The following is a 26009-nucleotide window of genomic DNA, read 5'->3' as shown; positions in this document are numbered from 1 at the left end:
ATATCAACTTTAAAACCGGTGTTGCCCAAAGAGGACGCTAAACGTACGCAACGATGGACGCATCCGATATTAATGAAAATGTCTTTATGTCAGAAGTATTCCATTTGTTTTATCATAGTTTTACAAGCTTTCTTCTATGTGACGAAAGTGTCTTAGGTTCCTACAAACAATGAGTCATCCCAACAACGAGATTTCGCCAAGCAGCGTTGATAAACAAGAAATTGAATTAATAGTTGGTAACTCTAGTGCCAACTTTTCTGGTGTAACGTCTACTATGCTGCAGGTGACATCTATTCAAAAGCACATGATCAATTTGCGGATCATGGGTAAACACTTTGTTTCAGATCCTGCGATGACGATAACATTCTGGAAAGTCGTTAGAATGTGTCAACGCCCGCTTAGTAATGGTAAGTGGCGTATTTTTCACGCACGTCGTGTTGACGAGATGATTCAGGGCGTGGTCCTTAAATATCTTTTTCGCGCCAAAATCAAACTTGTATTTAGCTCAGCGGCTCAACGGAAGCGTTCCGCTTCCACCGTATGGTTAAGCAATAGAATGGACGCTATTATTGCGATGAGTAACCGTTCTGCAAAGTACTTAAACAAACCTCCTGCCAAGATTAATCTTCACGGTGTGCAGATTGATAACTACACGCCAGCAGAAAACAAGCAGGAAGCTTGGCAGGCTCTCGGCTACGGAGGAAAATACGGTATCGGTATTTTAGGTAGAGTAAGAGAACAAAAAGGCGTACACCTTTTTGTAGACGCTTGCATTAACGTGTTGCCCAAATACCCTGATGTGAATGCGGTAGTGGTGGGCGCCATCTCCTCAAGTAACATAGAGTTTGTGAACGAGCTTAAAGAAAAGGTGTGTGAAGCAGGTTTAACTGATCGCATTATTTTCACCGGTGAGTTGCCGTTTGAACAGATTCCTAAAATATTCAGTGCACTGTCACTTGTGAGTGCTCTTAGTTACAATGAAGGCTTTGGTTTAACCGTGCCGGAAGCCATGAGTGCTGGCGCGGCTGTACTAGCGACACAGGCGGGAGCTTGGGAAGATATCGTTAGACCAGGCATTGACGGATACATCGTTCCTACCAGAGACCAGCAATCTGTAACTGAAAAAATGGACCTGCTACTTTCAGATATGGATAAACTTGCAGAAATGGGCAAAGCAGGTCGCGAACACGTTGTAAAAAACTTTAAGGTTGAAGATGAAGCAAAGAACTTAGTAGAGTTTTTTCGCTCGCTTCAATAAATAACGCCTTGGCATTGCAGTAAAGGCCAATGTCACGTGGTATTTGATATTTGATTTTGATAATGCAAAACATAAGCAAATATTTCTCAGATACTGATCATTATGTTTAGCCATGCGTTGTAACTTAGTGCTGCAACCACTAAATAATGATCAGTAGGCAGTTGAAAAAAAGAGATAACAGATGATTGAACAAATAAAAGCGAACTTTACCGAGAGCATTCAGACAAAAATTGCAGCATCGGAAATATTGCCAGAATATATTGAAAAAGCGGCGTACATGATGGTTGAAGCCTTGATAAGAGGCAATAAAGTACTGAGCTGTGGTAATGGCGGTTCTGCTGGCGATGCCCAGCACTTTTCATCAGAAATGTTAAACCGCTACGAACGTGACCGCCCTAGCCTGCCTGCTATTGCGTTAAGCACAGACACGTCGACCATCACGTCTATCGCTAATGACTACAGCTACGACGAAATATTTGCCAAGCAAGTACGTGCGTTAGGCCAGCCGGGAGATATTCTTTTGGCTATCTCCACTAGCGGTAATTCTCGTAATGTTATCGCAGCAATGGAAGCGGCATTGTCTCGCGATATGACTATTGTGGCCCTTACCGGCAAAGACGGCGGCGAAATGGCTGGTTTTTTGAGTGAGCATGACGTAGAAATTCGCGTTCCTTCTAACCGTACCGCACGTATTCAAGAAGTGCACCTTCTAGTTATTCACAACCTATGTGAATGCATTGACGACAGCTTATTCCCTGCTGATCATGGCGACGACTGATCAAACTAACTATGAGTAGACAAATAAAAAACTTAAGCCTGCTTGGCACTGTATTAGCCCTAATTTTAACATTACAAGGTTGCGTAGTGGCAGTCGGTGCTGCCGGCGCCATGGCAGTAAAAGTGGCTAACGATAGACGTACGGTAGGTACACAACTTGACGATCAAAATGCCGATGCGGCGGTGTCTTACCAATGGTCGAAAAGTGACGCGCTTAAAGAGCAGACTAACCTTCAGGTTGATGTTTATAACGGTGTTGCCTTACTTACCGGTCAAGCCCCTAATCAAGGGCTTATAGACGAGGCAGTTAGCCGTGCTCAGGAAGTCAGCTACATTAAAAAAATTCACAACCAAATACGCATTGGTGAACCCATAGGTGCTGGCACACAAGCCAACGACCTGTGGCTCGCGTCAAAAGTACGCACTAAGATAGTCGCTGATGAGCGCGTACCGGCGCTTCAGATTAAAGTGGTTGTGCAAGACTCAGAGGTATTTTTAATGGGTCGATTAACCAACCTTGAAGCTACAGCAGCGGTCGATATTGCGCGTAATATTACGGGTGTAGCTCGCGTCGTTAGAGCCTTTGAAATTGTTCAATAAAGAGATTGCCACTGCCCTTTTGGTAGCAGGGGCACTCTTTATGGAAATTCTAGACGCCACGGTAATTACCACGGCGCTCCCTGTTATTGCTGCTGACTTTAACGTGCCGGCAGCCCACCTTTCTATCGGCGTGTCGGCTTATTTGGTAGCCGTCACGCTCTTTATCCCTTTAAGCGGCTACGCTGCTGACAAATTTGGGGCTCGCACAATATTTATAGCGGCGATTGCCGTTTTTACTTTTGCTTCGGTTCTTTGTGGCTTAAGTACCAGTTTATTTGAATTTACGTTATCTCGCATTCTTCAAGGTTTAGGTGGTGCTATGATGGTGCCGGTTGGAAGATTAGTAGTATTGCGGGATTTGCCAAAAGAAAAACTAGTAAAAACCGTAGCGATTATTACATGGCCCGCCTTGAGTGCGCCGCTATTAGGCCCAGTACTTGGCGGCTACATAGCCACACATTTTAGCTGGCAGTGGATTTTTTATATGAATATTCCGCTGGGTATTATCGCGATCCTCGCCTCTCTTTACCTATTGCGAAACACCAAAGGTGATGTAGGCAAGTTTGATATTAAAGGCTTTTTGCTTACCGGCGTAGGCTTTGCGCTTTTTATGGCTGGTATAGAGTTTCTTGCCAGTACCAGCGACAAACTTCTTCAGTCTCTAGGCGTCATTGCCGTTGGTTTAACACTCATGATTCTCGCAATACGGCATGTTAAAAAAGCCAAAAATCCCCTATTTTCATTCGATGCCATGCAGCATAAAACCTTCAGACTTTCAGTCTACGGAGGCTCTGTAGTACGAGTGGCTCTTGGAAGTGCGCCTTTTCTTGTGCCGCTAATGCTACAGCTAGGGCTAGGTTACTCGCCTGTAGAGGCTGGTTCCCTTTTATTGTGGCTTTTTGCAGGAAACTTGGCGATAAAGCCTGCAACAACATGGATTATGAATACGTTTGGTTTCAAACGTGTACTTGTAGTGAACGGAGTACTCATTGCTCTTGGTTTTGTCGCGCTAGCGATGATAAATCACGCTACGTCGTCGTTTACCATTGCCGCTATCTTGTTTGCTAACGGCGTGACTCGCTCAATGCACTTAACGTTAATAAATACTATTGCTTTTGCCGACGTACCGCCTAATAAAATGCGAGATGCGAATACGTTAGGCGCTATTCTAATGCAAATGAATCGTGGCCTTGGTATTACCTTATCAGCGCTTGCCATCGCTGCTGCAGCCTTCATTCTTGGACAAAGCCCCGACACGCCAAATCTACAAACCTTCACCCTATCTATGATGTTTATGGGAGCTGTGGCGCTAGTGAGTATTTACGACAGCTTAATGCTTTCGAAAGAAGATGGTGACTCTGTCTTAAACAAGCGCAAGGCGAAAAAAGCGCGACAAAGCTAGCCCAAGCCCATGCTTGTAAATCTTGTGACAAATGTCACATGCGATTGGTGACGTTTGTGACTAACGCCATCTAAGACACTTTTGCATACTTTACCTATCGTAAGTTACAACACTAGGTAAAGCAAATGGAACACCTCCTAAATCACACTCCTGGAACCAATGTTCAGAGTTTCCCTCTTTCATTGGAAGAACAGCGTGAAGACTTCAAAAAGAAAAGATTTATCGCAATGCCGCTTGCAGGCACCCTTGTTTGGGCGTTGCTTGGTGTTAGTGCTCCCTTTGTATCTGAGCTCACCATAACCTGGATGATTTATATCGGCACAGGGGCAATTTTCTATCTAGGCGCAGGCTTGTCTTACCTTACCGGTGAAAGATTCTTTGCGAAAAGCGCAGTAAAGAACAGCTTCGACCGCCTTTTCTTTGTTGGTATGTTTGTGAGCCTACTGGTCTTTGCCATCGCCCTTCCGGTTGCAGCCATCGACCACACAACCGTGCCGTTGAGTATCGGCATTCTTGCTGGACTAATGTGGATGCCTTTATCGTGGGCTATAGAGCATTGGGTTGGCTATTTTCACACTATCGCAAGAACCTTCGGGATTGTTGTAGCTTGGTACCTGTTTCCCGAAGCACGAGTAGAAGCAATTTCGGCGGTAATTGTCGCGGTTTACATTGTGTCGCTCATCACTCTTGAACGCCGTTTTCAAACAATCAAATCTAACTAATTTCACTTTAACAAGAAGGAACATACGATGACTTACTTACTTTTAGCGGTTGCAATTATCACTGAGGTTACGGCTACCATGCTGCTTAAAATGTCGAACGGTTGGGAGAAATGGGCCTTTGGCTACGGCGCTATATTTTTTTATACCGTGTCAGGAATGTTGTTTGCCATGGTCCTAAAAAACATGGGAATTGGCGTTGCCTATGCGATATGGTCAGGGATGGGTATCGCGCTAATCACTGCTGCTTCGGTGATATTTTGGAAACAAACTTTCGACATTTATGCCGTGCTAGGTATTATGTTAATTATCTCTGGTACCTTGCTAATTACTAGCAAGTCAGCCGTTGTATTTCAGTAAGGACGAAGTACTCACAATGCGCAGCCATAACAGCATGCAAAATAACAACGATGCAGTGCCTACAACTCATTTAAATGAAGGCACTGAGACAGTGGGTGGCTCAATAAATAATGTAGGCAAAAGCGATATGGCGCCGGTCATGCCATTGTTGGGAAGTGGTAGAAAAAAGCGCTGGTCTCATGCCAGCTTGTTTTTTTCGCTGTTCTTTTTTGTGCCCCTCATAATTTCCCGTCCTCTTCCCATCGAGGTATGGGTAATTCAAAGCTTGGGATACCTAAGCTTTATTGTTCTGTACATCAAAGCGATAAGCCAGCCTGTCAAAGCTATTCCTTCCTATTTATTGTCTATGTTTTTGCTTTCTGTCGCCTGTTGTTTTCAAAATCCAGGTGGCGCGACGATTATAGGTTTCATTGCATTCATTATTGGCTATTACAACTCGTTCAAAACGGGGTTAGCAAGCATAAGCATAATGATGATCGTGCTCTTCACGCTAAATATTACTATGTTTGAAAATGCACACTTCCTCTTAGGTGCTTCAATAATTAACAGTTTGGTATTGTTTGGTTTTGGCGTTATGGAGCGTAAGGAAACCCTTCATGGCCTAAAAGAAAGCCAGCAAGCTGAAGCCTTGCACGTATTATCCGCGATAGCTGAAAGAGAACGCATTGGCAGAGACTTACACGATGTTGCAGGTCACGCATTAAGCTCAATTTCGTTGAAAGCTCAACTGGCTGATAAGCTTATTAGTAAGGATAAAATTGCTGACGCGCATAGGGAAGTAAAGGCGTTGGCGCAACTATCTCAAGCATTATTAAGCGACATTCGTCAGGCAGTATCAGACATTAAACAACTTTCCCTTGGCGATGAAATAGCGAAAGATAAAGCACTACTAGAAGAAAACGGCTTTAACGTTTCAACCACTATTGATGACAGCGCTTTAATGAAGCTGACTTCAAAGCAAGAAAGCCAGCTTGCGCTTATAGTAAAGGAATTAACCACCAATACCTTGCGCTATTCAAAGGGAAAGACGGTATCTATTAATTTTGACCTCAACGATAATCCGCAAACTTTGGTCATGACCTATCAAGATGACGGTGTAGTTGAGGACAGGGGGTCAATTAAAGAAGGAAACGGATTAATGGGTATTAGAGAACGTGCAGCATCTATAAATGCAGATGTGAGCATTTCGTTTCACCCCCACCCTTCTGTAAACGTGCAGCTCATTTTGGGAAATCCATCGCCTGAAAAGGTGGGGCTATGAATGTAAAAGCGAAAACAACCATTTTAATTGTTGAAGACCAATCGCTAATTCGAGATGCCATAGCCATGCTTCTGTCACTAGAGGACGACCTAACCATCGCTGATAAATGCAGTAATGGGCAAGAAGCGATTAAGTATTTAAGCGATCACCCTGCGCCAGACATTATCCTAAGCGATATTGAAATGCCGCTGGTCTCAGGCCTAGATTTGGCCGCCCGCGTGACAGAAAAATGCCTTAGTACCAAGGTAGTTTTAATGACTACATTTTCGAAACCGGGATATATTAAACGTGCATTAAGCTTAGGGGTTAAAGGTTTTATTTTAAAAGAGTCTGACAGCGACTACCTGATAGATGCCATACATAAAGTATCTGCTGGGGAAAAAGTGATTTCGACAGAGCTGGCTATCATGGCCCTCGACGACAACAATCCGCTTTCACAGAAAGAAATGGCGGCACTTAAGCTTGCTTCTGACGGACTCAAAACCCAAGACATCGCGCAATCGTTATTTTTATCAGAAGGTACAGTAAGAAACTATCTTTCCGAAGCGATATCAAAGCTTGATGCGACGAACCGTGTCGACGCAGCACGCATCGCGAAACAAAAAGGCTGGCTTTGATAGAAGCTTAAAACCACGTCGTAGAAATTGTCGTAGACGTGGGTATAGTTAATTTTTCTGACAAACCGGTAAGCACGCGCTCAGGACCGTAGAGTATTCCTTGATGCTTTGCAGTCCATACGCAGGTTAAAATGCTGGTACCTTTGCGTAATTCACACTGCCATTTAGCTGTTTTTTCAGCAAGTCGTTCATAGTCATCCTCAATTTCCCAACCTGCGTCAACATGCTCTACGATAAGTTGTTCGAATTGAGAGAACGGAATAGGCTGAATGATTACCCATTCGTTTTTCTTAAACTTTTTTTCTAACCGCGATTTTTTGAAACTGGTAAAAAAACCCACGCTCCATCTCCGTATGATTGAAAGGCTTAACGTGCAGCTAAAGCATTTCTAATATTTCGACACCGTTCCCATAATTTGCCCTGAAGGAGTCGGACAAGAACAAGACGTTCCAACCATTTCACCGTTCGACGTGGGGCATGTGCCGTACTCGCCGTTACTACCATAGCGGCACTGGTTACCAAACTCAGGGTTGGCTAATGCTGCTCTTTCGTTGCGAGTGGCATTACCTGCTTCATCATCCGGTAGATATACAGTGTATGTGCAGCTAAAAAGCAGACTTGTCGCAAACATGGTGATTAAACGAGAAATTGATTTTAGCTTCATTGTTATTGGTCGATTACTTTTAATACAATTCTAAAACTATGCTAATAATGCAGATAAAACAAGAAAAAATAAGCAAAAAAAAGCCAGTCACAAGACTGGCTTAATGATTATAACTCGTTGTTGATATTAGAATTCGGTTGAGAACCTAACACCAAACTCGCTCGCATCGTTGCTTAAAATTTGCAGGATATAGTCACCTGTATTCAAGCGCGCGTTGTCGTAACGCTCATCGAAAATGTTGCGACCGTAAAGGGCTACGGTGTAAGCATCATTCGCTGGCGTGTAAGCAATGTCAAAGTTTACTAGCTCACGGCTATCTAGCTCGGTCATACGCTCAGGTGCAGACGTCGGCTCGCCATACATTTCAGCGCGGTATGAGTAATCAGCACGCACGCGAATTGAATCGCCACCATCAAGCTCGAAGGTATATTGCGGGCCAATTGCTAACGTTAGGTCAGGCGTAAGCGGTGCAACAGGGTTGAAACCGTCTTGCTCTTCAACATCAACGTCCATATAACCAATACTGGTCATCATGCTGAAGTTACCATAACTAAATGTTGCGTCTGCTTCGACGCCACGAGAAGTTTGTTCGACAACAAGGTTTGCTGTATCAAAACCACCTTCGCTAACTCGACTTACTTGGTAAGGAAGATCTTCAAACTCGGTGTTAAATACGGCAACACTGATATCGAAGTAGTCATTCACACGACCTTTGATACCCACTTCATAGTTAGTCGCAGTAATGTTGTCAGACGCTGTAAAACAATTATTTGCACGAACTGCTGCTTGCGCACCTTCGATATCATCAAAGCCACCAGCACCAAAGAACTGGCCTATTAGGCAGTAAGGGCGCGCTGGGAACTGACCAGACTGATAACCAGACTGAATAGTCGCATAACCTGTCATGCCATTTTCAAACGTATAGTTTGTAGCAAGCTCCCAAGTTACTTCATCCCAATCGTTTGAATCGTAGATAGTTCCAAGTGCTGAGAATACGTTCGCAGACGCGTCTTTTTCATCTTTGGTGTAGCGAAGGCCACCAGATACGCTTAGCTCGTCAGTCAAATCATGACGTACATTTACGTATGCTGCTTTTGACGTAGTTTCTTGGTCTAGCGCAAGTAGATTAGGACCACCATCGAAGTTAGAGTCGTCGCCTTGGCGGTTGCTACCTTCTTCGTTGAAGTAGTAAAGACCGGCTACGAAGTCAGTGTATTCGTTGATATAGCCGTTAAGCTGAAGCTCAATTGACGTTTGATCTGCTTCACCGCGCTCAGGGAACTGGTCTAGTGAGAAAACCGTGCCGTCATCGTCAAGGCCAGCCTTGTACTTTGATGTACGTTGGCTTGCTACCACTTTAGCTGTGTAGTCGTCGTTGATGTCCCATTCGGTAGTCAATGAAATGCCGCGCGCTTCGTTCGATACGCCAGTTACTGCTTCAGTACCTGTTGCGTTATCGTAGATATCAGCGCCTTCAGGCGTCACATCGCTATTACGCAGCTCTATACCAAGGCCGTTACCGCCGCCAAAGTAGCGTGCTGAGCCCACTTCATCAATAAGCACAGTGTATGGACGAAGGCCGCCGTCGCCATTATTAGCGTCTGCAGTTAATACCATACGGAAGTCATTTGAAGGCTCCCACTTAAGTGAAACACGACCTGAAATATCTTCAGTTTCACCTACGTCGTATTCAGCATTTGGCACGTTGATGAATTCACCAAGCCCGTCGCGCTTGTTGAAAGCCAAATTCATATTGAACGCAACAGTTTCTGATAAAGCGTGGTTAACAAAAAGATCTGCTTTTACGCGACCGCGTGTACCAAACTCAGTATTGATTTTAGTTACATCGCCTTGGTCTGGCTCTTTAGTGATGATGTTTATTGCACCACCGATAGAGTTACGACCGTATAGGGTGCCTTGAGGACCACGAAGTACCTCAATACGCTCAATGTTATTAAGGCTCCAGTTTTGACCAACTTGGCGGCCTAGGTAAACACCATCAACATAAACACTTACACCCGGGTCTGTAGTAATTAGGTGATCTTGAAGACCAATACCACGAATAAATGGGTTTACAGAAGACGTATGACCGGCAGAAAAACCAGTAACGTTTAGATTTGGTACAAACTTACCAACGTCCGTCAGGTCAGTAATACCTTGAGAAGCTAGCTTATCGCCGTCAAAAGCACTGATAGCAATTGGTACTTCATAAATAACTTGAGGGCGTTTTGTCGCGGTAACGGTAATGGCTTCAAACTGTTGTTCTTCAGTTGCTTCAGTTTCTTGAGCAACAGCAATGTTTGAAAGAGCTGGAACGGTCATCGCTACTGCTAGTGCGACAGGTGAAAGCTTACTGGCGAGTGTCTTAGACACGTCAGTATTGGATTTCATGGTGTAACCCCTTTTGCGTGAGTGTTAGGTATAAATTTGTTGTTATAAGCTGCTTCAAGTTCTTCTTTGGAACCTTGAAAGACTAAACTCATTGAACTAAGAGGCACACATAACCTTGTGCTAATACTGGATTACAGGCAATAAAAAAGTAAGTCGCAATAAAACATTACAAACTTACTTTCAATAAAACTCTGCTTTAAAAGTAGTGAATACTTTTCCAGTCCTCTAAAATTCAGTAGAAGAATTTAGGCTTGAAGACTGGAACGATATGTTACCGTTAGATTGCGACCTTGCAAAGTAAAATATTACACTTTTACTAAAATAAGACTTCAAAATTAGACTAATTGGTTAAGTTAAGCACCAAGACTCCGATTTCTTTAAAAGCCAAAAAAGAGAATAAATATCAAACAAATAAATATAACAACCACCTAACAAAGTCTGTTTAAAATGATAAATCAAAACCTAGACCAAGCGGACAAACTTTAATCAAATTACTCACTGCAGATATTTCTGTTGTGACGCTGATTACCACACATAATTCCAATCAATACCCGTCCCCAACTTTCAACCCCGCTGCGACAGCGTTCGAATGCGAGTTCCGACAACTAGTTTGCGTTCATATTCAGATAGAACCAAAGCTTTCTACACCTAGCTTAAGCAAAATTTTCAAACACCTCCATAAGACCAACAGCTTACGCTCGTTGTCGACAATTTGGGCTTAGAAAGGTTGAAAAAGACGTCTAACAGGCATATATTGTCGACATTAGTTAATCAAAGACGATGTAAAGTGTTAGTAAAAAGCGAACAAGCCATCACCAATGCCGACCGTACTTTCTTTCAATTGAGGAAGGATATTGTTGAGGGCATTATTCCCGCAGGTAGTAAGTTAAGTGAAATGGAATTGTCGACAAAGTATGAAGTTAGTCGCGCCGTTATTCGTGAAGCCATAAATCGCCTTGCCACCTGTCATTTAGTGGAACGCAAAGCTAATGTAGGCGCCCGCGTGGTTGCACTGTCACCTGAAGGCCTTATTCAGCTATATCAAGTGCGCGAAGCGTTAGAGGGTATGGCCGCCCGCTTGGCCGCACGCTACATGAGCGATGAAGAAATTGCCGACATGCAGGCATTGCTTGATAGCCACTTCGATAAAGTGAAAGGTGGCCAAAGCTATTATCAAGAAGCCGGCGATGTAGATTTTCACTACAGAATTGTAACTGGCAGTAAAAATGATCATCTCATTAGTGTACTTGTAGATGGGCTTTACCATCTTGTTCGTATGTATCGCGTACAACTCGGTATGGCTGGCCCTCGCGTAAGCACAGCGTTTGATGAGCACAGACACATTGTTAACGCCATTGCCAATCGCGACGAAGAATTAGCAGAAATGCTTATGCGTCGCCATATTCTTTATTCAAAAAACAATATTGAGAAGAAGCTCAGTCATGGTTAACACCACTAAATCTTCTTCATACCTAATCCACCTCTACCCTACTTTTAAATAAGCGAGTGATTATCATGAGTGCAGGAAAGAAATTCAGAACCGCATTAGAGAACAATAAACCGCTACAAATCGTGGGCACCATTAATGCCTATACCGCAATGATGGCGAAGGCTATTGGGCACCAAGCTATTTATTTATCAGGTGGCGGCGTAGCTAATGCGTCTTACGGCCTACCCGACTTAGGCATGACATCGCTTAACGATGTGATTGCGGATGTTCAGCGCATTACCAGCGCATGCGACCTTCCGTTAATGGTAGATATCGACACAGGTTGGGGCGGTGCATTTAACATTGCCAAAACCATTCGCGACATGGAAAAAGCAGGCGCGGCGGCCGTTCATATGGAAGATCAGGTTGCACAAAAACGCTGTGGTCACCGTCCTAATAAAGAAATTGTAAGCACGGCTGAAATGGTCGACCGCATTAAAGCAGCGGTAGATGCTAGAACTGATCCAGACTTTTTCATTATGGCGCGCACCGACGCGTTCGCACAAGAAGGTTTAGAAAAAGCCATTGAGCGTGCAAAAGCCTACGTTGCAGCAGGCGCTGACGGCATATTTGCAGAAGCAGTGCAAACCGAAGAGCACTACCGCGCATTTGCTGAAGCATTAGACGTACCTATTCTTGCCAATATCACTGAGTTCGGCAAAACCGAACTATGGAACAAAGAAGAGCTTGGAGAATGGGGTGCCGACATGGTGCTTTACCCGCTAAGTGCATTCCGTGCGATGAATAAAGCAGCAGAAATGGTGTACAAATCTATACTTGAAAACGGCGACCAAAAAGCCGTTGTGGACAGCATGCAGACACGCATGGAACTGTACGATTATCTTGGCTACCACGAGTACGAGCAAAAACTAGATGCGCTATTCGCTGAAAGTAAGAACTAACTAGAAAACGAATTCAGCTTGAAGTTGGCGGGCACGAAGATGCAGGGGTGAAGTACAGTTCCCTGCCCCTCTGAGGCATGGATGCCGAAGCGGAGCCCCCACGGATGGGTTTACGGCGTGGCAGGGAACTGTGCTTTGCTCCTGCAGCCAATGTGCCCGCCAACTTCAAGCGCCAAATGACGAAGATATCACACTAAAAAGTACCTTACACAATTTACAAGACCGGAGACAACAAGATGGCTAAACAGTTAAGTGGCGCGGGTTTACGCGGCCAAGTTGCAGGTAAAACAGCATTATCAACCGTAGGTAAATCAGGTTCTGGTTTAACGTATCGTGGTTACGACGTAAAAGATTTAGCGCAAAACTGCCAATTTGAAGAAGTGGCGTACCTTATTCTTAAGGGCAAGCTACCTAACCAGTCTGAGCTAGACGCTTATAAAACAAGACTTCGCGGCATGCGCAGCCTTCCTACAGCGCTTAAAGAAGTGCTAGAGCGCATTCCAAAAAATGCTCACCCAATGGATGTACTTCGCACGGGTTGTTCAATGCTAGGTAACCTTGAAATGGAAACCAGCTTTGACCAGCAACAAGACGTGACAGACCGTATGTTGGCATGTTTCCCAAGTATTATCTGCTACTGGTACCGCTTCTCGCACGATGGAGTGCGCGTAGATGTTGAAACCGATGACGACTCAATTGGCGGTCACTTCCTTCATATGCTTCATGGCGAAAAGCCACGTGAACTTCATGAACAGGTCATGCATGTATCGTTAATTCTTTATGCCGAGCATGAATTTAACGCGTCTACCTTTACGGCGCGTGTTTGCGCTTCAACCTTATCTGATATGCATTCTTGTGTAACGGGTGCTATCGGCTCACTGCGTGGTCCGCTTCACGGTGGCGCTAACGAAGCTGCCATGGAAATGATTGAAGGCTTTACCTCTGCTGATGATGCAGAAGAAAAAATGATGGGCATGCTTGAACGTAAAGAGAAGATCATGGGCTTTGGTCACGCTATTTACTCAGACTCTGACCCACGTAACGAAATTATCAAGCAGTGGTCTGAAAAACTGGCTGCGGATGTAGGCGACGAGGTGCTTTATCCTGTGTCTGTTCGCTGTGAAGAAGTGATGTGGCGCGAGAAGAAGCTTTTCTGTAACGCCGATTTCTTCCATGCCTCTGCGTACAACTTCATGGGCATTCCTACGCCGTTATTCACCCCAATCTTTGTAATGTCTCGCCTAACTGGCTGGGCAGCACATGTTATGGAACAGCGCGCTGACAACCGCATTATCCGTCCGTCAGCAGAATACACAGGTGAAGAACTTCGCCCAGTACCTGCTATTAGCGAACGTGCGTAACGCTGAGGTTTAGTTTTATGAATATTGATTACCGTAAACCGCTTCCAAACACGGGTATCGATTTTTTCGATACCCGTGAAGCGGTAGACGCCATTGATCCTGGCGCCTATGCCAAACTACCTTACACCTCACGTGTACTGGCTGAAAACTTAGTGCGTAAATGCGCACCTGACATGCTGACCGACTCGCTTAAACAGCTTGTTTACCGCAAGCGCGACCTAGACTTTCCGTGGTTTCCTGCTCGCGTAGTGTGTCATGACATTTTAGGTCAAACTGCACTTGTCGACTTGGCAGGTCTTCGGGATGCTATTGCGGCCAAGGGCGGCGACCCGGCGAAGGTTAATCCGGTTGTACCAACACAGCTGATAGTTGACCACTCACTAGCGGTGGAACACGCAGGCTTTGAAAAAGACGCGTTCGAGAAAAACCGCGCTATCGAAGACAGACGTAACGATGACCGTTTTCACTTTATTAACTGGACAAAAACGGCGTTTAAAAACGTTGATGTTATCCCGCCAGGTAACGGCATTATGCACCAGATTAACTTGGAGCGTATGTCGCCGGTTATTCAAGCCCGCGACGGCGTAGCCTTCCCTGATACCCTAGTAGGTACCGACAGCCATACGCCGCATGTTGATGCACTTGGCGTTATCGCCGTAGGTGTGGGCGGCCTTGAAGCGGAAAGCGTTATGCTAGGGCGCGCGTCATATATGCGATTACCTGATATTGTAGGTGTTGAGCTAACAGGCAAACCACAGCCGGGTATTACCGCTACTGACATTGTATTAGCGCTTACTGAATTTTTGCGTAAAGAGCGCGTGGTATCTGCTTATCTTGAATTCTACGGTGAAGGTGCATCGCACCTAACGCTGGGCGACCGTGCCACCATTTCGAACATGACACCGGAATACGGCGCCACTGCAGCCATGTTCTACATCGATCAGCAAACCATTGATTACTTGCGCCTAACGGGGCGTGAAGAAAAGCAAATTGCGCTTGTTGAGCAATACGCTAAGCTTACAGGTTTGTGGGCAGATGATTTAGAAACCGCTGAATACGAACGCGTACTTAAGTTCGACCTGTCTTCTGTTGGTCGTAATATGGCTGGCCCGTCTAATCCTCACGCTCGCTTACCTACCAGTGACCTAGAAAGCCGAGGAATTGCAGCGAAGTGGGAGGAAGAAGAAGGCAAAATGCCTGATGGCGCGGTTATTATCGCGGCTATCACCAGCTGTACTAATACGTCAAACCCGCGCAATGTTATTGCAGCAGGCCTACTTGCGCGCAATGCCAACCAGCGCGGTCTAACCCGCAAACCGTGGGTTAAAAGCTCTCTAGCACCAGGCTCTAAAGCCGTTAAGTTGTATCTTGAAGAAGCTAACTTAATGAGCGAACTGGAAGATTTAGGCTTTGGCGTTGTGGCGTTTGCGTGTACTACCTGTAACGGTATGAGCGGCGCGCTAGACCCAAAAATTCAGCAAGAGATCATCGACCGCGACCTTTACTCAACAGCAGTATTGTCGGGTAACCGTAACTTCGACGGCCGTATTCACCCTTACGCAAAGCAAGCATTCCTAGCTTCGCCACCACTTGTTGTAGCTTACGCCATCGCCGGTACCGTGCGTTTTGATATTGAAAAAGACGTATTGGGCACTGACAAAGAAGGCAACCCAGTAACGCTTAAAGACATTTGGCCAAGCGACGAAGAAATTGATGCTATTGTTGCGAAGTCAGTGAAGCCTGAACACTTCAGAAAAGTGTACGAGCCAATGTTCGAATTAAGCGTGGACTATGGCAAAGACATTAACCCGCTTTATGACTGGCGTGAAATGAGCACCTACATTCGCCGCCCGCCCTACTGGGAAGGCGCAATGGATGCCGAGCGTACAATGAAAGGTATGCGTCCGTTAGCCATTTTGGGTGACAACATCACCACTGACCATCTATCACCTTCGAACGCCATTATGGCAAGCAGTGCTGCAGGTGAATACTTAGCAAAAATGGGACTACCCGAAGAAGACTTCAACTCCTACGCTACCCACCGAGGCGATCATTTAACCGCACAGCGCGCTACTCTTGCGAACCCGAAAGTGTTCAACGAAATGGTGCTGGAAAACGGTGAAGTAAAACAAGGTTCACTGGCCCGCATTGAGCCCGAGGGTAAAGTAGTACGCATGTGGGAAGCTATCGAAACTTACATGAACCGTAAACAACCGCTGATTATTGTAGCAGGTGCTGATTATGGTCAGGGTTCATCACGTGACTGGGCAGCTAAAGGTGTACGTCTAGCAGGCGTTGAAGTAATTGTGGCAGAAGGCTTTGAGCGTATTCACCGTACTAACCTAATTGGAATGGGCGTGTTACCGCTTGAGTTTAAACCGGGCACAACCCGTAAAACGTTAGAACTAGATGGTACAGAAACTTACGACGTTAACGGCGAACCGTCACCTGGTGCAACGCTTACGCTAATAGTTAACCGTCAAAACGGTGAGCAGCTAGAAGTGCCAGTAACCTGTCGTTTAGATACTGCAGAAGAAGTCTCTATCTACAGCGCAGGCGGCGTATTACAACGCTTCGCAAAGGACTTCTTAGAAGCGGAAGCTAGCTGATTCAGCTAGGAAGAACTGAGCCGGTTACGGGACACGCCGTAAATACATCCATGTAGGCTCCCAATTCGCATCCATGCGAATTGAGGGCCCCGTAACCGACTCAGTACTTCCTATGCGGTCTAGTTCTCGGACGGTGGGGACGAATTAGTTATAGGGCACGCCGTGAATACGTCCCTGTAGGCTCCCAACTCGCATCCATGCGAGTTAAAGGCCTTGAAACTAACTCACCTCTCCCCTACTGGAATCGTTTAATAGCTTTGAGAAGGAAGTTGGTTACGATTTGAGACTTTCCAGCCGCAAGGATGCGGCTTGGAAGCGCACACGGACGTGTTCACAGTGTGTTTCAAAACACAAACAGCTTCCAACCTTTAAAAACAGAAAAGGAAAAAGCATGACAAAGTATGCGCCACAACTTCGAGTACCGGCTACCTATATGCGTGGCGGTACTAGTAAAGGTGTGTTTTTTAATTTAACTGATTTGCCAGAGGCAGCACAACAGCCGGGGCCGGCGCGCGATGCCCTGCTTCTTCGTGTCATCGGAAGCCCAGATCCATACGGTAAACAAACCGACGGCATGGGCGGTGCTACCTCAAGCACCAGCAAAACAGTGATCATAAGCAAAAGTGAACGTGAAGGTTACGATGTCGACTACCTGTTCGGACAAGTGGCTATCGACAAACCTTTTGTAGACTGGAGCGGAAACTGCGGAAATCTTACCGCAGCGGTTGGTGCTTTTGCTATCAGCAATGGCTTAGTTGATGAAAGTAAAATTCCGGAAAACGGCATTGCCATAGTCAACATTTGGCAGGCGAATATCAACAAAGCCATTATTGCAAAAGTACCAATGACTAATGGTGAAGTACAAGAAACCGGTGATTTTGAGCTAGACGGCGTTACTTTCCCAGCCGCAGAAGTAGAGGTAGCTTTTGTTGACCCAGCCGACGGTGAAGGTGCTATTTTCCCTACTGGACGCTTAGTCGACACGCTTGAAGTACCGGACGTAGGTTCACTTCAAGCGACTATGATAAACGCGGGTATTCCGACTATTTTCATTAATGCGGAAGATCTTGGCTACACAGGCACTGAGCTGCAAGACGACATTAACAGTGATGCAGAGGCGCTTTCGAAGTTCGAAGCCATTCGTGCACATGGCGCGGTTCAGATGGGGCTCATCAATGATGTGGGTGAAGCTGCAAACAGGCAGCATACACCTAAGGTTGCTTTCGTCGCCTCTCCGAGAGGTTATAAAGCGTCAAGCGGCAAAGATATATTAGGTTCCGACATAGACGTACTAGTACGCGCATTATCTATGGGGAAACTTCACCACGCCATGATGGGCACAGCAGCAGTAGCTATTGCCGCCGCTGCTGCCATTCCAGGAACCTTGGTGAATATTGCCGCAGGTGGTAAAGACAGAGAATCGGTTACTTTTGGGCACCCTTCCGGAACTCTTCGTGTAGGCGCTAAAGCCACTTTTGAAAACGACAAGTGGAAAATCGAGCAAGCGGTGATGAGCAGAAGTGCCCGTATTTTGATGGAAGGTGCAGTGCGCGTACCCGTCGAGCAAAGTTAGTAGCGCCTGTCTAAACAATAAAATATTAGATAAACCTTATTTAGACATAAGTATGAAACGCCCTCTCATTGAGGGCTTTTTTATATTTTATTGGTTATTATCATAAGTCAAATGCCTTGAGTAAATCACATGTATAAAGTTCTTGTAGTAGAAGACAGCTTAACTGTCCGAAAGATAGTAAACAAACTCATTGAGGATAACCCTCACTTTACCTGTGATCTTTGTGAAGACCTCTCTGAAGCCCGAAGTGCGCTTGAGAGCGATACCGAATACTTGGCAGCTATCGTCGACTTGAATCTTCCCGATGCTCCGAATGGCGAGAGCGTTGAGCTCGCGCTTTCTTACAACGTTCCAACTATCGTGCTTACTGGGAACTTTGACGAGTTCACTCGAGCCCAATTATTAGATCAAGGCGTATTGGACTACATTACAAAAGAATCTCGTTACTCATACCTTCAAGTTTCTAAATTAGTTGATCGCCTGCGGAAAAACCTAACGACTAAAGTGCTTGTTGTAGAAGATTCAAAAACCAGTCGAAACCACATTTGTTCATTACTTCGCAAATTCCAGTTTCAGGTGCATGAGGCCAACGACGGTCTTGAAGCGCTTGAGGTGCTGGAAAACCATCGCGATATCAAAATGGTGATCGCAGATCATAGAATGCCTAATATGGATGGCTATGAGCTGGTTAAAACGATTAGACACGAAAGGCGGATGCAAGACTTAGTTTTTATTGGCCTTTCAGCCACCGGCGACAGCGTGCTCACTTCTAAGTTTATTAAAAGCGGTGCTAATGACTTTTTATCTAAGCCGTTTTATCACGAAGAATTTTACTGCCGTGTAATGCAAAACCTTGAATCCCAAGAAATGATTCAAACCATTCGTGACTCGGCGAACTTAGACGCATTGACGAAAGTGTATAATCGACGTTTTTTACACGAAAAAGCGGAGGAGCTTTTCGCCAATAGTACGTCTAGAAAAGACGTTATTGTATCTATGATAGATGCTGACAACTTCAAAAGCGTGAACGATACGTATGGTCACAAAACCGGTGACATGTTATTGCAGGAGTTCGCCGCATTACTGAAAGATTACTTTCCTGACGATCTAATTGTGCGCTACGGCGGCGAAGAGTTTACGGTGGTATCAGTTAGGCCGCCGAAGGTGTATCTATCAGCGCTTTCTGCATTTATGGATGCAGTTCGCACTACGCTCTTTACCAGCCACAAATTTAACATTACGTGCAGTATCGGTGTGAGTACTGAAGAGCACAAATGCTTAGAATCGCAGCTAGAAAAAGCCGACGCGCGTTTGTATGAAGCTAAACATGCCGGCAAAGATCAGATTATTCTTAGGGATTTACAGCAAAAGGTATCTTGAAAACACGCGGGATATTAAAGAAACCAATCTCTTATTGGTAGCGTTGCCGCTCCCACTGCAACCGGGCAATCAGTTACTCCAGCGCAAACAATTTCTGGCATTGGACGCTTAGCGCCTCGTCTAAACTGTGCGTACACATCAATTCTGGGAATGACTTTTTGCGCCAATTTAGTAGGTATATGACCACCAATGATTATGGCTTGGCTATCAAGTAACGCAGAACTTGCCGTTGCAACTAAGTCGAATGAGTCTTGCACCTTATAGATCCATTCATCAACCCCTGGCCATTCGGGATCAAATACTTCATTTAGGCGATACATAGATGGCACTTCTACGCCGTGCTTTAACAATATACGCTCAAGCAACTTTAGGTTTGGGTGGCTATACAATTTTGCAGGTAGCATATCACCTAGTTCCCCAGCATTACCGTGGGTGCCTCGAATCATGTCACCGTTATTAATTAAGCCACCTCCAAAAGCACTAGATACGAAGAAATATACAAAGTTTTTATACTTCCTTCCTACACCAGCAATACCCTCTCCAGCTGCTGCACCCGTTCCATCGTTTACTACCCAAGTGGGTAAGTTAAATGCCTCTGCCACAGTATCTGCAATATTAATGTCAGCCCATTCTTCAATCGCATGGTGCGTATTCATTTTTCCATCATTTGAGCTGAAGAAGCCTGAAATGCCTACACCAATACCGAGTACGCGGTCGTTATCGATACCATGTTCTGCTGAGATTGCTTCAACTTCTGACACGGCTTTAGAAAGAACAGAGGCAATTCCCATATTGTCTAACTCAATATGACGGGTAGTGACTACTTCGCCTTTGAAATTCATCAAGGCAATGGATATCGCATCAAGCAATATCGATAACCCATAGCAGTAAGCGTAAGATGAATTTGGCTCTAAACCTGTAGAAGTTTTACCTGAATCACCGACGCTTTTAATAAGATCATCTTCAATAAGCGTATTAACCAAACGAGAAACAGTTTGCTGAGGAATTTTAGTTGAAGTAGATATGGCACTCTGCGTAATGCCATGGGACCAAAACACTTCTTTTACTATGGCTTTCGGATTGTCTTGAAGAAGCTTGCCGCCCTTACCTAGCGAAAAAGCACTTCGCAGCAATTGATTATTTCTCGCCGATGTCAGCATAGATTTTACTTTCAACATGTCCTATTCAAGCTAGCTTTATTATACGTAACTAACGCTCTAGTTCCCACTACGATATAATAGAAATTACTCTAAAATCGTTTACGTTTGTTCGTGTTGGACCTATTTCAATATGCGAATTTAAACGGTTAAAGAATCCAAAGCTGTCGTGCTCTTTTAGCAATTCATCAATATCTAACTTTTCTTTTAACGCCATCGCTAGTGTATTTTCATCTATGTAACCACCAGCAACGTCTTTACTACCATCAACACCATCAGTATCGGCCGCCAGTGCGCTTATGCCTACCTCGCCATTGAGCGCACGAGATAGTGCCATGAGATATTCTTGATTCGGCCCGCCCTCACCTTGCGAGTCACCTAAGGTTACGGTAAGTTCTCCGCCTGAAAATAATAGAATTGATTTGCCTCTTTTCTTGTATTCAAGCGCAATCTCTGCGTGACGTTCGGCGACTGTCTGCGCCTCACCTCTTTCTGTGTAGCTAATAATCGCGGTGTCCCAACCTGCCGCTTTCGCTTTCTCAACAGCAGCATCAATTGCACTTTGCGCATTAGCCACCAATTTGTAATCACCTGACACTTTCGGAAGCGGCAAAGCCTGATTCAGGTAATCGCGAATACAAGATGCTTCGCTAAAACCATATTTGTCGAGAATAGCTAGTGCTTCTTCAGGCTTTGTGTTGTCTTGAACCGTTAATCCAGAGGCAATAAAAGCTGGGTCATCACCCACAACATCTGAAATAACTATGCTGGTATTTTTCCCTTTTGACGCTGCTGCAAGCCTTCCCCCTTTAATGACAGAAACATGTTTTCTTACTGTATTCATTTCCTCAATGCTTGCACCACTTCGCAACAAGAACTTGTGTAGTGCAAGTTTCTCATCCAGAGAGATGCCCTCAGGCGGAGCACAAGCAAGTGCCGACCCGCCGCCGGAAATAAGAAAGATGACGTTTTCAGAAGGCTCTACCTTAGATGCCAAAGACAATAATGCTTTAGCACCTTCTACGCTATGTTCATCGGGAACGGGATGTGCGGCAAGGCGAACCTCGATATTGCCTGTGGGTTGTGTGTTTTCATAGCCATAGCGGGTCACCACCAAACCATAAGCGTTGTCGCCGAAGTAATTATAGGCCTCTACGGCCATATCTGCTGCCGCTTTACCTGCGCCCAAAATACATACTCGCTGATCCCTATCAAACGATGAAAAATAATCGGGCAAACAGTGTCTAGGTTTGCTGACTCTTACCGCTTCTTCATACAAAGATAAAAGAAATGTTTTACTCATTAGAAACCTCTGGAAGGGTCCAAAGGACCCTTATGAAAATAGTGAAGGAAGAAGTAAGCACGCACTTAGCATCAGGACAAAAAATCCCAACAATATGAAAATGTCGTTCTTAGTGAGAATAGAGTGGAAAACAAGCGCTTTAGTATCATTTGAAGATACTGATGAGGGCCATGCAGTACGCGCTACCATTGATACCACGCAGGTAACAACAAAGCCAATGACATTCCACCAGAACCAAAAGATGTCTGGAACGAATAGCCAAATAATAATGTTTGTGCCCACGCCTACAATGAGACCTAAATTAACGTGTCGTCCGCTTAGCGTTTTACTTGCTACGGCAAGTAAGAAGAGCGCAAGTATAGGCCCGTAAAAGACAGAGCCAACTTTATTGATAGCTTCAATTATTGTTGGCGCAATATTTCCTGCAAACAGAGAAAGCACAAGCGTAACGCCACCCCATATCAAACCGGTTATTTTAGCAACACGTAGATAGTTTTTGTGCTCAAGTTCTGTATCAGTTATACGACAATAATCTTCAACGGTAACCGCCGATAAAGAATTGATAGCTGAGCTTAAGGAGGACATAGCGGCAGATAAGATAGCGACAATTAATAGCCCTATTAACCCATGCGGTAGGTAATTTAGGATAAAAGTCGGCATCAACCAGTCAGGGTTATCAACAGGAATTTTACTGAAAAAATCGGTGTTGGTAAGTGCAAGTGTGCCAACAATTAATCCAGAAAAACAATACAACAATGTTATCGGAAAACGAATAATTCCGTTGGCGACAATCATTTTTCGAAGGTCATTCTCGTTTCTCGCTGATAACGCACGCTGTGCCTGTGTTTGATCACAGCCATAATAGGATGCGTAAAGAACAATCCCACCAAACAGCATCGGGAAGAAGCCGAAGCCATCGCCGCTAAAACCCAGCGAAGAAAAATCTATTGCGGTTAGCCGCTCTTTTGGAGCCTCTTCTACCAGTGCGTCAAAGCCGCCAAGTGCATGAAGCCCGATGACGATACACGCTATGGTGCCCAGCACAATTATAACCATTTGTATGGCATCAGCATAAACCACCGCTTTCATACCGCCTTGTAGCGAATAAAGCACAGTAATAATGCCTGTAAGCACCACGGCTTGCCACGCTTCGATGCCCATAGTGCCCTGCAAAATGATCGATACTGCATAAATCATGATACCCGTCGCAAATGCACGGCTAAATTGGAAAACAATACTTATTAAGACGCGAGTTAAACGCCCAAATCTTTGCTCTAAGTAATCATATATGCTGACTACACCCGACTTGTATAAAGACGGGAGAATAGTACCTAACAACAGGATCATGGCAATAGGAATGCCTAACTCATAAGACAGCCAAATCATTCCGCCTCCATCTCTCAAACCAACGAAAGCGGGAGCAGAAATAAAGCTAATTGCAGAGAGCTGTGTGGCCATTACTGAAAGTGTTAGAGGTTTCCACCCTAACGTTCTGCCACCAAGAAAATAATCCCCCTTGTCTTCTTGCTGCCTTAAGGCGAACCCCATATACAGCAAAGCGCCAAGGTAACCTATCACTACAATATAATCTAAAAAATTCATATGCTGTTCTTATTATTCAAGTCGCGAAATAAAAAGCTGACAGCCCCGTTAAGAGCCATCAGCGAGGGGGAGTGTCAACGTCGACTAGAAATCATAACGCAAACGTAATGACACACGGCGCGGTAATATAGGGCGACCTACAAAATAAGATTCACCTGCAGTTTGACTATTACCCAGACGAGGAGACCCTTCAGTAATACCATCTGAATCGAATAGATTCCACACAGCAATACTTGCACGAAGTTGCTCACCTTGACCTAGTACCCATGTATAGCCTGTGTCTAAGCGAAATACGTGAAAATCGTCTAACTCAACAAAATTTGCGTCATTAGTGAAGTTTTTACCGTGGTAGTTGTGGTAAAAAGAAATATCCCAGTCGTCTAACGTGTAGCGCAAGGCAGAGTTAAACATCACATTCGGCTTTCTTCTTAACTCGTTACCAATCACAGAAGGATCTGAATCGTATTCAGTAAATTCATGATCAGTGTAGGTAAAGTTAGCGTCAAAAATTAAGTCATCGGTGATGTTGTAACTACCAACAATTTCAACACCATAAGCTTCTGTCGACTGAAAAACAGGCACTTCAACTGCTACGCCATTTTCATCGTTCACGAAGTCAACAGAACGTCTATCCTCAAGATCTGTTTTGAATAATGCTACAGTACCAATAAAATCATCCAGGAAGAACTTAGTACCTATTTCGGCCTGCTTAACAATTTCGCTTTCATAACTTCCAGGTTGACCGTTCGGATCAAATGCAACACCGCGTAGTTCAGGGAAGAAAAACCCTCTAGAATAGTTAGCATATACATTAACGTTATCAGTAAGCTTATAGAGTGCTGCTATTGAGAAGGCTAATTCTGAGTTATCTACCTTACCGTGAGTTAACGCGCCGTTTCCAGTAACGTTTAGCTGCAAGTCTTCGTAAAGCGCAGGGTCGTCATTAACGACAACGGTTTGACTGCCTTCTCGTGTAATTGTGCCGTCTATCTCTTCCCAGCGTAAACCAACGTCAATGATCCAGTCGTCACTTTGCATTTGATCAGCAATGTAAAAAGCATTTCTTCGAGCAGAGATAGTAGTATCAGAGAAACTGATACCCGGGCCTGTTACGCCGTTTTGACTGACTATTACGCTATTATTGTCTGCATCGGTAATCGATAAATCGACCAGACGTGCTTGGTTATTAAACTCGCCTAAATAGCGCGTGATAACGTTATTATCTTCAGCTTCACTACTTGAGAAAAACGTACCTACCGTAATGCTGTGAGAAAAGTCACCAATATCAAGGTACTTAACAATATTAAGTTCAGATGAGAAATCTGTAGCGGGTCTATCTCTATCTAGAATACGGTTTGCAAATAATAAGTCGCCTTCTGGAAGAGCGACATCGGTGCCAGCATAGGTAAATGCTGCACTGCCAAGCTCATCAAGCCCGCGGTTTGCTAAATATTCGCTTTGCGTTTCGGGCACATTGATGATGCCGTCTCCATCTAGGAAAAGATTAAACTGGTGGTCGTAACTAGCATACTTTGCTCGCGCAAGAACGCTATAATCGTTACCCAAATCTTTTGAGAACTCCATTGAAATAGAGCCCCCTTTTGTTGCTACACCTTCTTCAATCGGCGTACGATAGCGTCCATCTGCGGTTTCGTATGACAATCCAGAAGCATAAAACGTTTGCGTAGACTCGACTTCTTTGCCGTCATTTCCTGCAACTCGCTCACGGCTTTGGGCATCTAGCGGGATGGGTAGAAAAAACTGTACTTCATCGTTAATCGCTTGCCCGTAAATAGTGAAGTAGCCGCTCCCGTCATCAAATTCTTTGTGAATGTTACCGCGAACTTGGTAGCCTTCAGTAGGTAACCCCGTATCAATTGGGCCTTCATCGTAACGATAAAAACCAGACATAGCGTAATACATACCCTTTTCGTTCAGAGGACCACTTGTCGCAAAATCTAAACGCTTGCGATTGTTGTCAGACAACTCTAGCTGTACTGTACTCTCAGAAAGTTCGGTCCCTTTCTTCGAAAGGTAGTTAATAACCCCTGCAACAGAGCCTTGACCAAATAGGTTAGATACACCACCGCGTACAAACTCTACACGCTCAATACCTAAATCGTTCCTAAAGTACACATCGTATGCAGATGAGTTCAGACCAAACGCACTCAAAGTGGGTGAGCCATCATATAGTAAAGGCGTAAACTGGAACTGTCCTGATGATGGCAAGCCTCGTACCTGTAAATTAGTTGCGACCTCACCACCACCGCCTTCTACTTTTATGCCAGGTACATAGCGAAGAACATCGGCTTGACTACTCATTGAGAGTTTTGCTACTTCTTGCGCGCCCATGGATGTAGTTGATTGCGGCGTTTCCGCTACCAAACGAGCACGGCTGGTGCCCGTAACAACGATTTGTTCATAATCTTTCTTAGCTTTGGCGCCTTGATCACCATCTGTTTCTGCGGCGTCCTGAGCGATTGCATTTCCAGCTAATAACGACGAAATTGTCGTTGCAAGAAGTAACTTTTTCACTGTGTATCTCCAACCGTTTGTAATTGTATTGAGTGCTGTAGTAGGGCTT

21 protein-coding genes are annotated in these 26009 nt (G+C 44.8%); 14 read left to right on the top strand and 7 right to left on the bottom strand.

The genetic code is table 11. The features are described from left to right. The first annotated feature begins 169 nt into the window (after positions 1-169). From ACXAGK_RS05995 to ACXAGK_RS05960, 8 genes are all read left to right on the top strand, one after another. Positions 170-1258, top strand: coding sequence for a glycosyltransferase family 4 protein (locus ACXAGK_RS05995; protein ID WP_474854853.1), 1089 nt, complete (start codon positions 170-172; stop codon positions 1256-1258). A 181-nt stretch (positions 1259-1439) separates the two neighbouring features. Beyond that, on the top strand, positions 1440-2036 hold the full coding sequence (locus ACXAGK_RS05990) for a phosphoheptose isomerase (RefSeq protein ID WP_118492632.1): 597 nt from the start codon (positions 1440-1442) through the stop codon (positions 2034-2036). A gap of 23 nt (positions 2037-2059) precedes the next feature. Further along, a complete protein-coding gene (locus ACXAGK_RS05985) occupies positions 2060-2635 on the top strand; it encodes a BON domain-containing protein (RefSeq protein WP_474855591.1) in 576 nt (191 codons plus the stop codon). 19 nt (positions 2636-2654) lie between these two features. After that, positions 2655-4037: an MFS transporter gene (locus tag ACXAGK_RS05980; RefSeq protein WP_474855589.1), complete on the top strand. Its 1383-nt coding sequence runs from the start codon at positions 2655-2657 to the stop codon at positions 4035-4037. A 125-nt stretch (positions 4038-4162) separates the two neighbouring features. After that, complete coding sequence (locus ACXAGK_RS05975) at positions 4163-4759, top strand: DUF7010 family protein (RefSeq protein WP_474854851.1); 597 nt, start codon at positions 4163-4165, stop codon at positions 4757-4759. A 27-nt stretch (positions 4760-4786) separates the two neighbouring features. Next, positions 4787-5116, top strand: coding sequence for a DMT family transporter (locus ACXAGK_RS05970; protein ID WP_474805271.1), 330 nt, complete (start codon positions 4787-4789; stop codon positions 5114-5116). 16 nt (positions 5117-5132) lie between these two features. Then, positions 5133-6377: a sensor histidine kinase gene (locus ACXAGK_RS05965; protein WP_474854849.1), complete on the top strand. Its 1245-nt coding sequence runs from the start codon at positions 5133-5135 to the stop codon at positions 6375-6377. After that, positions 6374-6994 carry a response regulator transcription factor gene (locus ACXAGK_RS05960; protein ID WP_474854848.1) on the top strand — a complete coding sequence of 207 codons (621 nt, stop codon included), beginning with the start codon at positions 6374-6376 and terminating at the stop codon, positions 6992-6994. The genes ACXAGK_RS05965 and ACXAGK_RS05960 overlap by 4 nt, the downstream gene beginning before the upstream one ends. A gap of 7 nt (positions 6995-7001) precedes the next feature. Here ACXAGK_RS05960 and ACXAGK_RS05955 read toward each other — a convergent pair whose 3' ends face one another. The 3 genes from ACXAGK_RS05955 to ACXAGK_RS05945 all read right to left on the bottom strand — a co-directional run bounded on the left by ACXAGK_RS05955 (position 7002) and on the right by ACXAGK_RS05945 (position 10049). Then, the gene (locus ACXAGK_RS05955; protein ID WP_474854846.1) at positions 7002-7334 is read right to left on the bottom strand and encodes a hypothetical protein; all 333 of its coding nucleotides are present in this window, start codon (positions 7332-7334) and stop codon (positions 7002-7004) included. A 48-nt stretch (positions 7335-7382) separates the two neighbouring features. Beyond that, positions 7383-7658 carry a hypothetical protein gene (locus tag ACXAGK_RS05950; RefSeq protein ID WP_474805267.1) on the bottom strand — a complete coding sequence of 92 codons (276 nt, stop codon included), beginning with the start codon at positions 7656-7658 and terminating at the stop codon, positions 7383-7385. Positions 7659-7784: 126 nt separating this feature from the next. Continuing rightward, positions 7785-10049 carry a TonB-dependent receptor gene (locus ACXAGK_RS05945; RefSeq protein ID WP_474854845.1) on the bottom strand — a complete coding sequence of 755 codons (2265 nt, stop codon included), beginning with the start codon at positions 10047-10049 and terminating at the stop codon, positions 7785-7787. Positions 10050-10836: 787 nt separating this feature from the next. On the opposite strand from ACXAGK_RS05945, the gene ACXAGK_RS05940 reads away from it, so the two are divergent. From ACXAGK_RS05940 to ACXAGK_RS05915, 6 genes are all read left to right on the top strand, one after another. After that, on the top strand, positions 10837-11499 hold the full coding sequence (locus ACXAGK_RS05940; protein ID WP_474854843.1) for a GntR family transcriptional regulator: 663 nt from the start codon (positions 10837-10839) through the stop codon (positions 11497-11499). 65 nt (positions 11500-11564) lie between these two features. Then, positions 11565-12440, top strand: a complete 876-nt coding sequence (gene prpB, locus ACXAGK_RS05935; protein WP_474854841.1) for a methylisocitrate lyase — start codon at positions 11565-11567, stop codon at positions 12438-12440. A gap of 236 nt (positions 12441-12676) precedes the next feature. Next, positions 12677-13801, top strand: coding sequence for a bifunctional 2-methylcitrate synthase/citrate synthase (gene prpC, locus ACXAGK_RS05930; RefSeq protein WP_474854839.1), 1125 nt, complete (start codon positions 12677-12679; stop codon positions 13799-13801). 17 nt (positions 13802-13818) lie between these two features. Continuing rightward, on the top strand, positions 13819-16410 hold the full coding sequence (gene acnD / locus ACXAGK_RS05925) for a Fe/S-dependent 2-methylisocitrate dehydratase AcnD (protein WP_474854837.1): 2592 nt from the start codon (positions 13819-13821) through the stop codon (positions 16408-16410). Between the two features lie 391 nt (positions 16411-16801). After that, a complete protein-coding gene (gene prpF / locus ACXAGK_RS05920; RefSeq protein ID WP_474854835.1) occupies positions 16802-17983 on the top strand; it encodes a 2-methylaconitate cis-trans isomerase PrpF in 1182 nt (393 codons plus the stop codon). Between the two features lie 129 nt (positions 17984-18112). Further along, positions 18113-19363 (top strand): response regulator, encoded by a 1251-nt coding sequence (locus ACXAGK_RS05915; RefSeq protein ID WP_474854833.1) that lies wholly within the window; start codon positions 18113-18115, stop codon positions 19361-19363. A gap of 14 nt (positions 19364-19377) precedes the next feature. On the opposite strand, the gene ACXAGK_RS05910 is transcribed toward ACXAGK_RS05915, so the two are convergent. The 4 genes from ACXAGK_RS05910 to ACXAGK_RS05895 form a co-directional block, all read right to left on the bottom strand. Continuing rightward, positions 19378-20520: an ROK family transcriptional regulator gene (locus tag ACXAGK_RS05910; RefSeq protein ID WP_474855587.1), complete on the bottom strand. Its 1143-nt coding sequence runs from the start codon at positions 20518-20520 to the stop codon at positions 19378-19380. A 70-nt stretch (positions 20521-20590) separates the two neighbouring features. Then, positions 20591-21823: a glycerate kinase type-2 family protein gene (locus ACXAGK_RS05905; protein WP_474854831.1), complete on the bottom strand. Its 1233-nt coding sequence runs from the start codon at positions 21821-21823 to the stop codon at positions 20591-20593. A 30-nt stretch (positions 21824-21853) separates the two neighbouring features. Next, a complete protein-coding gene (locus ACXAGK_RS05900) occupies positions 21854-23425 on the bottom strand; it encodes a sodium:solute symporter family protein (RefSeq protein WP_474854829.1) in 1572 nt (523 codons plus the stop codon). An 84-nt stretch (positions 23426-23509) separates the two neighbouring features. After that, positions 23510-25960, bottom strand: a complete 2451-nt coding sequence (locus ACXAGK_RS05895) for a TonB-dependent receptor (protein ID WP_474854827.1) — start codon at positions 25958-25960, stop codon at positions 23510-23512. Positions 25961-26009 lie beyond the last annotated feature (49 nt).

This window comes from Alteromonas sp. ABM1_013 (assembly GCF_056160505.1).
This window is presented reverse-complemented; position numbering and strand designations above follow the sequence as displayed.